Annotated in this window: 10 protein-coding genes; 4 read left to right on the plus strand and 6 right to left on the minus strand. The window is 56.6% G+C overall.

Annotation, left to right across the window (positions count from 1 at the left end; genetic code table 11):
* Positions 1 to 60 precede the first annotated feature (60 nt).
* Entirely contained in the window at positions 61 to 1,245 is a 1,185-nt protein-coding gene (locus SV7mr_RS20690) for a polyprenyl synthetase family protein (RefSeq protein WP_419187691.1), read from the plus strand.
* Positions 1,246 to 1,291: 46 nt separating this feature from the next.
* On the opposite strand, the gene SV7mr_RS20695 is transcribed toward SV7mr_RS20690, so the two are convergent.
* On the minus strand, positions 1,292 to 2,065 hold the full coding sequence (locus SV7mr_RS20695; protein ID WP_145276272.1) for a glycosyltransferase family 2 protein: 774 nt from the start codon (positions 2,063 to 2,065) through the stop codon (positions 1,292 to 1,294).
* A gap of 334 nt (positions 2,066 to 2,399) precedes the next feature.
* Here SV7mr_RS20695 and hisI point away from each other — a divergent pair, with 334 nt between their 5' ends.
* Complete coding sequence (gene hisI, locus SV7mr_RS20700) at positions 2,400 to 2,849, plus strand: phosphoribosyl-AMP cyclohydrolase (protein ID WP_145276274.1); 450 nt, start codon at positions 2,400 to 2,402, stop codon at positions 2,847 to 2,849.
* A gap of 74 nt (positions 2,850 to 2,923) precedes the next feature.
* Here the strand turns inward: hisI and SV7mr_RS20705 are convergent, their stop codons facing one another.
* The gene (locus SV7mr_RS20705) at positions 2,924 to 4,081 is read right to left on the minus strand and encodes an outer membrane protein assembly factor BamB family protein (RefSeq protein WP_419187692.1); all 1,158 of its coding nucleotides are present in this window, start codon (positions 4,079 to 4,081) and stop codon (positions 2,924 to 2,926) included.
* A gap of 677 nt (positions 4,082 to 4,758) precedes the next feature.
* On the opposite strand from SV7mr_RS20705, the gene aroE reads away from it, so the two are divergent.
* Both aroE and SV7mr_RS20715 read left to right on the plus strand, forming a co-directional pair.
* Complete coding sequence (gene aroE / locus SV7mr_RS20710) at positions 4,759 to 6,252, plus strand: shikimate dehydrogenase (RefSeq protein ID WP_145278800.1); 1,494 nt, start codon at positions 4,759 to 4,761, stop codon at positions 6,250 to 6,252.
* A gap of 47 nt (positions 6,253 to 6,299) precedes the next feature.
* Positions 6,300 to 6,854 carry a GNAT family N-acetyltransferase gene (locus tag SV7mr_RS20715; RefSeq protein WP_145276278.1) on the plus strand — a complete coding sequence of 185 codons (555 nt, stop codon included), beginning with the start codon at positions 6,300 to 6,302 and terminating at the stop codon, positions 6,852 to 6,854.
* 30 nt (positions 6,855 to 6,884) lie between these two features.
* Here the strand turns inward: SV7mr_RS20715 and SV7mr_RS20720 are convergent, their stop codons facing one another.
* From SV7mr_RS20720 to SV7mr_RS20735, 4 genes are all read right to left on the minus strand, one after another.
* A complete protein-coding gene (locus SV7mr_RS20720; protein ID WP_145276280.1) occupies positions 6,885 to 7,985 on the minus strand; it encodes a hypothetical protein in 1,101 nt (366 codons plus the stop codon).
* A 313-nt stretch (positions 7,986 to 8,298) separates the two neighbouring features.
* Positions 8,299 to 9,789 carry a hypothetical protein gene (locus SV7mr_RS20725; RefSeq protein ID WP_419187693.1) on the minus strand — a complete coding sequence of 497 codons (1,491 nt, stop codon included), beginning with the start codon at positions 9,787 to 9,789 and terminating at the stop codon, positions 8,299 to 8,301.
* A gap of 86 nt (positions 9,790 to 9,875) precedes the next feature.
* Positions 9,876 to 10,820: a hypothetical protein gene (locus tag SV7mr_RS20730; RefSeq protein ID WP_419187694.1), complete on the minus strand. Its 945-nt coding sequence runs from the start codon at positions 10,818 to 10,820 to the stop codon at positions 9,876 to 9,878.
* 177 nt (positions 10,821 to 10,997) lie between these two features.
* Complete coding sequence (locus SV7mr_RS20735) at positions 10,998 to 12,215, minus strand: hypothetical protein (protein ID WP_145276284.1); 1,218 nt, start codon at positions 12,213 to 12,215, stop codon at positions 10,998 to 11,000.
* Between the last annotated feature and the right edge of the window lie 33 nt (positions 12,216 to 12,248).

A 12,248-nucleotide genomic window follows, 5' to 3' on the forward strand; every position in this document is an offset into this window, starting at 1 on the left:
TTGGCGATGCGGGCAACTCTGTTCCCGATCGCTTTGTCTCATTGCCAATTTCACGCCACAATGGAACGCTCCCAAACTCGCTATCCGGTCTCTGAGTCCGCAGATCTTCGGAGCGTTGCGCCTGCGTCCAACGAAGTTGGCATCATTGGGGGCGGCACCCAGGCAGATGGGGACGCCATCGCAATCGCCCCGGCAACCCAGAATGCCTCTCCAGAGAGTCACAAACTGCCGTCGGCGGCCCGCGCGAACCCCGTGCTGCAAATGCTGTACGGCCCAATTATCGATCAGCTTGCTGAGGTTGAAGCTCGCATTCAACACGAAATGCAAAGCCCCTACGAAGATGTCGCCGCTTTGCTGCGTCACGGCATCCAATTGGGCGGCAAACGGCTGCGGCCAGCGATCCACTTGTTGATGGCCAAGGCTCTTGAACAACAATGCGTTGGGAATCAACATCCACCTGAGAGTGACTCTCACGTCGTCATCGGCGTGGTCCTGGAAATGATCCACACCGCGACCTTGGTGCACGACGACGTGCTCGATCAGGCAGAAACACGTCGCCACGTCCCCACCATCAATGCCCAGTGGAACGAACACACCAGCATTTTGCTGGGCGACTATCTGTTCGCACAGAGTTATCGCCTGGCGGCAACACTGGAGAACACTCGAACTTGCCGCTGGGTTGGCGAAGCAGCACGACTGGTCTGCCAAGGTGAACTCCGCCAAGTGTTGCAGCGAGACCAACTTGAGCTCGATCGCGAAACCTACTTTGAGATCATTCGCGGCAAAACCGCTGAACTCTGCCGCGTCGCCTGCTCGCTAGCGGCGGCCGAAGCAGGCTGCGATGAAAAGATGATTTCCCAAGTGAGCGAATACGGCGACGCCCTGGGAATCGCTTTCCAAATTGCTGACGACTACCTTGATCTATGGGGTCAGGATGATGCGGTCGGCAAAACGCTGGGCACCGACTTGCAACAAGGAAAGATGACGCTGCCCGTCATCCGACTACTGGAAACGCTTTCGGATACCGATCGCAACACCGTGATCGAAATCCTGCAAGGACCGGCCGACAAACGCGTGAAAGCCATTTTGCCCTGGCTGAATCAATCCGACGCCAAATCCTTTACACAGCAAGTCGCCAACGACTTCAAAGAGAAAGCTCTGCAAGCGCTTGAGCCCTTGGTCGATTCACCCGCCAAAGCATCGCTGATTCGCATCGCAGAGTTCTCCGTTGAGCGGCCTTTCTAAGGCCGCACGTGAGCCTCTCGCAGCGATCGCACCGATCTGGGTGCGTCTAAAAATTTGCCTTGGGCTGATGCGTGACACTGTTCTGAGGCAAATCAATTGGCAGACTGGACTTGGCCTGATGGCTTCGCGTCTTGTAGTTAGGCGCTGGCACGGGCGTGACGACAGGCGACTGCACGGGCGTGACGACAGGCGACTGCACGGCTGGCTGACTCGCTGGCGTGCTCGCTTGATCACTTTCAGATGGGTCATGGGTCACCGAGTGAAACCAGCGCACTTCGCCCTCAGTGACCTGCGTCTCCGATGTGACCGCGACCTGCTTGAGATGTCGCAAGCGAATCATGCGCAGGATCGATCGCTGCATCATTGGACTCCCCAACTGTCCGGGGAATTGAATGCCGATTGCCTGTAATTGGCTGTGCAACTGGGCAGAGACCGGTTGCCGCACGGTTTCCGCTCGCGCCATGACAACTGTCGGATCTTTGGCAATCTGCAAGAGTTGCTTTAGATCATCAATCGAGATCGGACAAAGAGATTCCTGGACAAAGGCAAATTCGCCGCTAGCATGCCGGACACCGGTCTCACCGGCGACTTGAATCCCGCGTGGCTGCTGATGAGTGACTAACTTGATGCGATGATCCGTCTCGGCCAGTGACTTGACCACCGCCACCGTTTGGTCCAAGCTTCCGTCATCGACCACAATGACTTCATACACAATGTTCAGGCTGTCCACCAAGGCGTCGGCAATGACCTTCAAATGTGACTCAACGGCCTGCTGCTGATCACGTACTGGGACGACGATAGAAAAGTCGATCGCGCTCATGACGTGGGACACCTTGAATGGGAATTGTCGATTGCCTAGCTGATCAACTATCGACTCTGATAAAGACAAGAATTCAGCGTCGGGGCAATCGTCGGTCAAACGCCATGAAATTTCTACCGGATGTTCCGAAACATTGGGATGCGCCTATAATCCAGCCCTCCTTTGCCCGGGGACCAAGCACGCTAGAGGCAGTGCACTGAGCAGCATGGATTGTGGCTAAACACCATTGGCCTGCGTTTCGATGCTGTCGTTGCCCCACCGATCATGCTGATGATTCAACGGCCGAACACCAAACTTCGCTTTCACCCAACAGCTGCCTGCGGCTTGTAGAGCTATGACCGAACCAAAACCCTCAGAGACCGCCGGACAAGTTGATGGGCAAGATGCCACGGCGGTCGCCGCCATTGCTGACTTCAGCAAAGCCACTCATGGTCTGCTGCCTGCGATCGCGCAGGATGCTGACTCGGGGGAGATCCTGATGATGGCCTGGATGAATGCAGCGACACTGCGCGAGACCATCGAGACCGGCCAAGCGACGTACTTTAGCCGTTCACGCAATCAACCTTGGCGCAAAGGCGAAACCAGTGGCCACCGCCAGCAGGTTGTCGAAGTCCGAGTGGATTGCGATCGGGACACGATTCTGCTGAAGGTGCACCAATCGGGCGCGGCGTGCCACAAAGGCTATCGCTCGTGCTTCTTCCGCAAAGTCGACACCGCAGGCACGAACCTAGAGGTTGCTGAAACGCGTTTGGTTGACCCCGCCAGCGTGTATGGGAAAAGATAGGCCTGCGTCCCCTTTTTGCTCAGACTGTCCGATGACGGTCACGATGACCGTGACCTCAACGGGCTTGAGAGTGACTATTTCTTTCGAAAGCAGCGAACAATGCCGTCGTCATCGGCAATGAACAGTTCGTCACCGGTGACAGCAACGCCGCCGATAAACGAACCACGAACTTCATAGGTCCATTTCTCGCGACCATCTTGCAAAGACAATCTTAGCAGGCGCCCATCGGTTGCTGGCACCCACACGTCATCTCCGGCGATCACAGGTGAAGCGTCACTGCGCCTCCGCAGCGTGTGACGCCACAGTCGCTTGCCAGTCTTGAGATCCAACGCGTCAATGTGTTTCCGTTGACTGCTGACAATGACCACTTCGCCATTGGTGGCAGCACTGCTGCGATAGTCTTGATCTTGTTCCAGGTCTTGATAGGCCCAGAGCTGTTTCATGGTTTTCAGATCAAACGCAAAGACAATGCCGTCCATCACAGGAACGATGGCATAGTCACCACAGATCGCCGGCGTGCTCCCGGTGGGCCCGGAGAGTGGCAATGACTTTGCAGCCGACTTGCCGCTTTTTAAATCAACGATATGCAGTCGAGCATCACAGCCGCCAAGAAAAGTCCGATCGCCGGAGATGGAGGGCGAACATTGAATCTGATCCTCGGCCTCATAAACCCAGCGTTGCTTGCCAGTCTGATCGTCCAAGCTATAGAGTTTCCCATCTTGGCTGGCAATCAAAATTGAATCCTTGTAGACCGCAGCGGCGCCACTGATTTCGCCGGCCGTGCTGTGCTTCCAGAGTTCTTTGCCGTCGCCAACCTGCAAGGCATAAACTTGGCCATCGACATCACCGATGATCAGCTTGCCCTGGTGAACCATAGGAGCCGCCAGAAAGCCGGTTTCGTAATCCTTCATCCACAACAGCTTGCCAGTTTGTCGAGACAGCGCGTAGACCTTGCCAAAGACATCTGCAACAAACACAGCCTCTGCGGTCACGATAGGCTCACCTTCAATCGCTTCGTCGGCGGTGAACTCCCAAGCGACCTGCAGTTCAGCAGGCAACGTATTGGTAATCGCGCCGGTGCCCTGTGCATTTCCGCGTGGCCACAACCATTGTCCCGTGGAGGGCTGGGCGGGCACTGTTTGGGGCTGGGCGTCTTGCGGCGTGCTGGATGCTGGCGTACTGGATGCTGGGGGCGGAGCAGCCTGAGAGGTTCCTTGTGCCAAGACGCTCAAGACACAGACGCAAGAGGCTGCCCACGTCCAATGAGCTCCTCGGACCAAACAGCGGCAAAGAACCGAGGCGGGTTGACGGCAATTTTTCATGGGTTTGAGTCTGGTGAGGAGAGAAATCATTGAGGAAAACGACCTTTGCGGCGTTAAATCGCCAGCTCCAAGGTGGCTTCCGGGGATGCCATCCTTGCCGGTCCTGAAGCATGCTTGACGGGGCGTGTGTCCTGGGATCGTTGCCAGAGACGGGCTCAGATTGAGGCAACCGTTTCGGGAATCCAATTTCCCCCCTGATACTTCAATAGCCTTCTGCGTATTATAGACGACAGTTGCGAATCGGATGTGTCTACAATTCGATACCCTGCCTGGCTGGAGCAGACAGAATGCCCTGCCGGGGCAAAATTTCGGGGTCGAAAACGGGCCGCCGCGGGTGGTTGCGAACGCATTTTCGGCCAGAACGTGGCTTTTTGCAGATGACTTTTCCATGGCAATCCTTGTCTTGGCACGGGTTGTCACGGCACGGGTTGTCACGGCACTCTCTGAGGTGGCGTGAGGTCAGCGTTTGCAGAAACGATTCGCTCAAACAAATAATTTGCATGATCGGTGACGGTTCTGGCAGCCTTTGGGCAGCCGACGAGGAGAGTCTCCAGGCCGTCCGTCCCTGCCTTGATGAAACATCCAAAATGATTTGTGTCAGCCTTGGCCGCCGTAGTCACTCCAGAATGATTGGAGAGCACAAGCAGCTTGTTGAAGAAGGAGCCGAGCTCGTTGAACTGCGACTGGACTTCATCGGCCGTGCGGTCAATTTGGGTCGATTGCTGAACGATCGTCCCAGCCCCGTGGTGATCACCGTCCGCCGCCGCCAAGACGGTGGCCGCTGGACCAAGAGCGAGCAGGAACGATTGATGTTGCTGCGTTCGGCCATTGTCTCTGGGGCCGAGTATGTTGATATCGAAGCTGATATCGCGTCCCAGATCCCGCGTTACGGGAACACCAAGCGAATCATCAGCTATCACAACTTTTCGGAAACCCCCGACAACCTCGAAGACTTGCATGCGGCGATGTCAGAAGAGGACGCGGACATCGTAAAGATCGCCACGATGGCGAATTCGTTCGACGACAACCTGCGAATGTTTCGCCTGATCCGCGATGCCAAAATCCCGACCATCGGGATTTGCATGGGTGAAGTCGGCATGATCACGCGCTTGCTCGCGCACCGCTTTGGCGCTCCGTTCACGTATGCTACCTACAGCACTGATCGCAAAATGGCTCCCGGTCAGCTGAACTGGAAAGAGATGTCGGGGATGTACGATGTTCGCAACATTGACGACCAAACGCAGCTGTTCGGGGTGATCGCCGATCCGGTCGGGCATAGCTACAGTCCCTTGATCCACAACACGGCCTTCGCTGACCAGGAACTCAATGCGCGTTACCTGCCGCTACGAGTGGCCAAGGATGACTTGCACCGGTTCATGGACGGAGCTCGTGAAGCGGGCCTGAACGGCATTAGCATCACGATCCCTCATAAAGAAACGTCTCTGGACTACTGCACGCATGCTGAATCGAGCGCCAATGGAATTGGTGCCATCAACACGCTGATCTTTCAAGATGACGAAGCCTTGGGCTACAACACCGATTATCGAGCGGCAATGGACTGCATCTTGGAAAAGCTTGAGCGGCAAGAACTGGAGCGGGAAAAGTCGCTGCAGGGGGTGCGAGCGATGGTGCTTGGTGCCGGTGGCGTCTCACGCGCGATCGCGTGGGGCTTGCGACAGCGTGGGGCCGACGTGATCGTCACTTCGCGAACCGTGGAACGCACCATGGTGCTGGCCAACGAATTGGGCTGTTCGTCTTGCCCTTGGGAAGAACGTCACGAACAGAACGTGCAGCTGTTGATCAACGGAACTCCGGTTGGCATGCACCCCAACTTGGATACATCGCCCTTTAACGCGTCGGCGTTGAACCAGTACATGGTGGTCTTTGACACCGTTTACAATCCTGAAAACACGCTGCTTGTCAAATATGCCAAACAAGCTCAGTGCCGTGTCATCACCGGCGTGGACATGTTTGTCCGTCAAGCCGCCTATCAGTACAAGTTGTTCACCGGTAACGAAGCCCCGATCAAACTGATGCGCAAAACCATCAAGGCGGCAACGAACCCGGTCCAACTGAACTAAGTTCCACCTCCTGCCCGCTCCTGACTGCCGGCTCCGGACTGCCCGCCATGCATTTTGGCTCGGCAGAAACGGTCCGGCCGCAGCCCCAAAAGCCCGTGAACGACTCCACTGCCTCATCGCCGAGCGACGATCACTGCATCGAGTATCGTCAAGCGTTGCCGTCGGACACGCCAAAGATCCATGCCTTGCTGCGTCCCTATGTGTCCCAGCATCTCCTGCTGTCCAGGACCGATGCAGAGATCACGGAACTGACACGACATGGCTTTGTTGCCTGCATCCCAGCAGAAGGCACAGACGACTTGGAAAGCGATTCCGACCTGCCCAAGAGCACCGTCATCGGATTTGCCGCTGTCGAAGTTTACAGCCCTAAACTGGCTGAATTGCAATCGCTGGCAGTTCGTGCGGACTACCAGCGATCAGGCGTTGGCCAAAAACTGGTTGACCTGTGTGTGCAACGGACCGGCGAACTGGGCGTGATGGAAATCATGGCGATCAGTTCGTCAGAGAAATTTCTCTACTCCTGCGGCTTCGATTACTCGCTGCCAGATCAGAAACGAGCGCTCTTTCGCCAGCTGCGTCCGCGTCCTTACGAAGCGGACTGATCAACGCGGCACCGTCTTGCCAGGCATCAACTAGGGCAGCTCGATGGTCTTGAGCGCGAGCCCATGGTCGGTTTCCTGCAACACCACGGCGTGGCCGCCATCGAGCTGATCCATCTGCACGATCCCAGCGAGGGCATCAACGGTTTCAAATGCCTGCCCAGCAGTGCCGCCACCGGAGACGCGATCGGTCAAGCCTTCGCGATCCTGAATCCCCGTGGTCGAGATCTTCATCATCCCCCGAGCTGAATTGCTCATCAAGATGAAGGTTGCCCCGTCCTTTTCATAAACCACCATGTCCAGCGGTGTGTTGCGATTACCAAGCTCAGCAACCGTTGTGCCACGCACTCGCTGAGATCCGTCGAGTTTTCCCAAATCAAAGCGAACCAGCGGAGTGCAGGTAAACCCAGCCAACAGCGTTGGCTGACCATCGATTTTCATCGGCAGAAAGGTCCGAATCGTTGCCGTTTCATCGCGACCATGTGCTGCATGAAAAATCTCGACACCGGTGGCGATGCTGTTCTCGGCAAACGGGACAGGCATTTCCAAGACCTGTGACGGTGAGTCACCAGCCGCCAATCCCGAGACGATGAGCTTGCCATCAAAGAAAGCCAAGTCAGTGATCGATTGATTGCGAAGGTTATACTTGCGACCACGGCGGCTAAACTCTTTGTCCGCCGGCGGGCTGGCTAACTGCTTCGAAGCATGATTGATTTTATCTAAGTTCACCTCACTGATGTTGTCACCACTGATCCGCAACAACTGCACCTTGCCGTCAACCATCGCAGTCACGAATGTGGACTTGCTTTCGGGATGCACCGCCAACTCACCAAGGCTGATCGCCGAACCAGCGGAGCGTTGCTTGGTGATCGCTGCTGTCAGATCAGCGAAGTCGCTGGCCGCCGCATCGCCAGCACTCTTTTCGATCTGCATGGCATAAACGGTCGCCGCACTGGGATCTCCGATCAGCAAGGTGCCATCGGGCGTAAAGGTCATCGGTCCAATGGATTTCAGTGAGACCGGACCAGGCGTCAGCCAGTTTGCGGCCGAAGCGGACGCCAAAAACATTCCTGTCAGGCAAAGCATCACACTGAAACGCAGCCAACCAACACGTCTTGAAGAACGAATGACCATCTCGGAGGTCTCCCAATAAGCTGTGGGGTGAAAAAGAATCAGACCGCGCCGGGGAACGCATGGACAAGCCGAATGCTCGAACCGGCAGCACGCCCAGAACAGCGGATCGCCCAGACAATCGGCCGGGCAACTGATCATTGAACCACATCGCCGACAGCGAGTCACGCAGGAAGCGTCAGATTGGCGAGAAACTTGAGAGATTCACCATCGCTGCGGTTCGCAGCAGGTGAAGGTGTTGCAGCCAGCGGATCAGCCAGCGGATCAGGCCGCCGGCTGGCAAACGAGCCTACGATTCGGCCCACTCGCGGGCCATCTAGCGAACCTTGGCCTGGAACTGGATGGTGACTTGTTCACCAACCTTCAGTGGCTCGGTGAGCGTCCAGCTGATGCGGCTCGAACTGGCCTCGTTGTCGACAATCACGAACTGTGCATCAGCGGTCGCCGACTGTGAACCTTCGACGTATGCCAGACGCGTCACGAGACTGTCAGCGATTTCAACGTGCTGGAGTGCTGATTCGCCAACGTTGCGAACGTGAATGGCAAAGTTAACCACTTCACCTTGCAAGGCTTCCTGACGATCGGCGACCTTGACGATTTCCAAGCGTCCATCGTCTGGATATTCATACAACACCACTGCACTGACACTTTGGTCTCGAACAATTTCACTCGCACGCTGGTCTCGGACAGCCGCTTCGACATAATCACGCTTGAACCACGTCTCGGCCGCAACCGCTCCGCGTTGCAAGACAGCAATCTGTGTCCTCTCCAGCCCGCGAGGGCCTCGGACTCGCAAGACTGCCAAGGTTTCCAATGCGTCTTCGATTTGGAACACCGTCAGCAACGATTCCACTGGCACGACGCGGTTGCGATCTTGCAAACCATCGATGCGTTTGGCGACATCGGCTGTGATCGGACCGTGTTGCTCTTGGACGGCCAAGCTAGGCTGCATCGAGCCAAAACCATTGGGACCCACCGGCTGAATCGTATTGTTGGGACCCACGGCATGTTCCCCAGCAATGGCGCCACTGATTTGCCGAACAGCCCCGAATCGTGGTGAATACACACACACGCGGTTGCTCGCCTGCACGTCAACGTTTCCATTGACGGTCACATAGCTTGCGGCAGCATCCTGAGGATTCAACCCGCCAATGTCACCGTTTTTCATCATCCGTACGCTGGCAGGCAAATCGCCACCGTTGCAAAGGTATTCTTGAGGATCGACCGTCAACGCCCCGGCCTGGGTAAATTGCACACAAGGACCGCTGACAACACCGGCTGAATCATCCGGACAACTGGGACAATACCCCAGCGGTGCCTGATTCAGCAAACGCCGGTGGCGAAAGCCAACCGTTTGAGCATGAACGATGTGCCCCTGTGGCATCACGGCGGGCAGATCACCGACCTGTTGAGTGTTGTAAGACTGAGCACTGGCAAGTGGCAAGTCGCCCGCCTGACTTGCCGAATTCCCAACCGGCGGCACAGTTGCTGGCGGCAGAGTTGCTGGCTGCACGGCACTCTGTTGGTAGTCGACCGGAGCGACCTGTGAGTGATTGGACGGGACACCTCGTGCTGCGGCCGACTGCGGGACCTGGGCGGCCGACTGCGGGGACGGTTGATTCATCAGTCCCGCTGTTCTGGCCTCAGAGATCGTGACTTGGCGCTGACCGCCAAACTGGCATCCGGAGAGGGCCATGATGGCAGCAACAATCCAAGGAACCGCGATGATCAAGGGGATGCGTGACACCAGCCGTTCAGCGGGAGACGAGTGCCGGGCGATTTCGTTTGGTGATTTGGTAAACATCATGAGTTGCATCCCGTTGGGATCGTTTGCATTGACCTGAACTGGCTCAGGCAACGTCAACGCCTTGGCAAAGGCGAGCACGAATGGGTTTATTTCTGATCAGCGAGGCGATAAAGTGGCTCGCTGGCGGCGGGCTGGACGACTGTCGGTGACCGGCGTCTTGTCACCGGCGCGGTGTAACCGACTTGCACGGCAGTTGGCAAATCGCCAACACGATGGGGCAGAGTGTTTGATGCTGAGACAGGCTCTGGTTCCGCCCCGGCGGCCCCGGTCGCTGGAGCCTGCAAGGGGATCCAGTTCGGGTAACCAAAGTAAAACTGGCCCATCAACACAGGGCTTGTTGGGGGCGCCAGCGAGCCAATTCGAATGACTGCAATGGGCCTGCCATAGGTGTCAGCGGTGGCCAGGAGGTCTTGACCGGTTGGAACGTCAATCGGAGTGGCATCCTTGCGCTCGACAGCCAGCGGAAACGCTGACTGAGGATCTTCCAAGTAAACCACTCGCGTCACCATTAATCCACCCAATGCGTTGGCCAGATCGGTCTCGCTTAGGTTCAATGGGATCGGATGTCGCAATTCCGCTCCGGCAGGTGGAAAGGTTCGTCCTAAGAGTTCCACCGTTGGATACAGTTCTGCTCCGGGATGAAACGGAATGTTGGTGACGCGGAATCGATACACGCGTCCCACATTCAATCCAACCATCAATTCTGGTTGTGACTCTTGAAAACCATCTCCAGTAGGCATCGAGAACTGGACCTTACCGGGGCCAGAGAATGCAACCGGCTGGAAGTACTCTGGAGTGTGATTCACAGGACCTGGAGGATAATAGATATTCCCAGGTGGCATGGAAGGGTTGTAGAGCCGATGGCCTTGCTGCATCGGCAGCGGCCGGGCACCTTGGGCGATGACTTGGCTGGCGAGTGAGCCAATAAGCAGTGTCGAAAGCAAAGCAACCAGGGCTTTGGACCAGCTGGTCATCCGTACGGCTTGATCACCGGCATGCAATGCCTGCAATGTTCGCTTTAATCTGATCATGATGCGACTTGCCATCGGACCTTCAATTCACAGGTGCATTGAACTTCAACGAATCAACCGGCAGCAAGAGCGATATCAAGCGTTGGCGTTGATTCGGAGACGTATAAAAAAAGGCGTCGGTCATCCGCAGGTCTAACCCTATCGATGCCGACGCCTGTTCGATTGCTTCGTCAGCGGTTACTGACAGGTCTGACAGTTAGCACCGTGCAGACATCCTGCAGGGTTGCGTTGACTGATGTTCACGCGACTTACAGGGTTCGGGTAGCGGTAACCCGGAGACTGCCTGACGTTGATCTTGAACTTGTCAACAGGTGCTGGCATGTGAACCTTGGTGTGATTGGTCATCACGTGCTTGGTCAGACCGGCGGGTCCGCCCAATGGCAAGTGCGGTGGACCAGGCAGACCGATTGGAGTGCCAGTCATTGTCATGCCATACTGAGGCATGTTCACACCAGCGATCATCGATGGCCCCGCTGCGCCAGGAGCACCGATCGGGCCGCAACCCTGACTGGACGCAACGGCGAATGGTGCAGGCAGACCATTGATCGGTGGTGACATGGCACCCAAGGCACCTGAACCAGCCATTTCAATGTCTTTGTCACCCAAGCGAATGATCGCCAGGATCGAACCGCGACGATCGGCTTCAACAATCGGGTCGATGCCTGGATCCAGTCGAGTGCTAACCAGAGTGTCGATACCAGCCAACGCAGGACCTTGGAAGTCCGGATCGGGAAGGTACAGAACCTTGGTCACAAAGTTACCAGTGACGACTTGGTCAAAGTCTTCTTGGTCAAACTGAATCGGAATGGAGTTGTGCGCCAAGTAAGCTCCGGTGCGAGGATTGGCAAATGCCAGCTCGACCGTCGGATACAGCTCCACACCTTCGCGGTTTGGAATGTTGGTCAACTTCAGACGGTACAGACCACCTTGCGGAAAGTTCTGCCGAGCGGGGCAGATCAAGGGATCGCTGTCAAAGGTACCGCTACCGGTTTGATCGTAGCGAATCTGCATGCCTTCGGGACGGCCGAACGTGACTTGGACGCTCTGCATTTGAGGTGCCGCTACCATGGCACCCTCCATGACGCTGCCCTGGGCATAACCTTGGCTACCAGGTGGGCAGTATGGATCCGCGAATGACGCTGGAACCACACCGCTGCCGCCAGGCAGATCGCCGGTCGATGCAACAGGCATTCCAGCGGGCATTCCCATGGGAGCGCCCATGGGGGCTCCCATAGCAGCTTGTGGACCAAGCACACCGGGTCCGGGTCCATCGACGCCGGGTCCGGGATGCATCAGGTGTTGAGTTGGTGGCAAATTGTGGCGGGTCGGCACGCATCCGGTCGCGACCATCGCACCAGCCGCAATTAGCGACAAGTGGTTGACGAAGCGTTTCATCTTTTCCCCCATTCCTTGGGTTTCACCGCGCTC

The sequence above is a fragment of the Stieleria bergensis genome (genome assembly GCA_007745635.1).
GTDB classification, from domain to species: Bacteria; Planctomycetota; Planctomycetia; order Pirellulales; family Pirellulaceae; genus Stieleria; species Stieleria bergensis.

Coding starts and splice junctions, on each gene's coding strand:
- SV7mr_RS20690 (WP_419187691.1), top strand. CDS start 61: ATGGAACGCTCCCAAACTCGCTATCCGGTCTCTGAGTCCGCAGATCTT.
- SV7mr_RS20695 (WP_145276272.1), bottom strand. CDS start 2,065: ATGAGCGCGATCGACTTTTCTATCGTCGTCCCAGTACGTGATCAGCAG.
- hisI (WP_145276274.1), top strand. CDS start 2,400: ATGACCGAACCAAAACCCTCAGAGACCGCCGGACAAGTTGATGGGCAA.
- aroE (WP_145278800.1), top strand. CDS start 4,759: ATGATTTGTGTCAGCCTTGGCCGCCGTAGTCACTCCAGAATGATTGGA.
- SV7mr_RS20715 (WP_145276278.1), top strand. CDS start 6,300: ATGCATTTTGGCTCGGCAGAAACGGTCCGGCCGCAGCCCCAAAAGCCC.
- SV7mr_RS20720 (WP_145276280.1), bottom strand. CDS start 7,985: ATGGTCATTCGTTCTTCAAGACGTGTTGGTTGGCTGCGTTTCAGTGTG.
- SV7mr_RS20725 (WP_419187693.1), bottom strand. CDS start 9,789: ATGATGTTTACCAAATCACCAAACGAAATCGCCCGGCACTCGTCTCCC.
- SV7mr_RS20730 (WP_419187694.1), bottom strand. CDS start 10,820: ATGATCAGATTAAAGCGAACATTGCAGGCATTGCATGCCGGTGATCAA.
- SV7mr_RS20735 (WP_145276284.1), bottom strand. CDS start 12,215: ATGAAACGCTTCGTCAACCACTTGTCGCTAATTGCGGCTGGTGCGATG.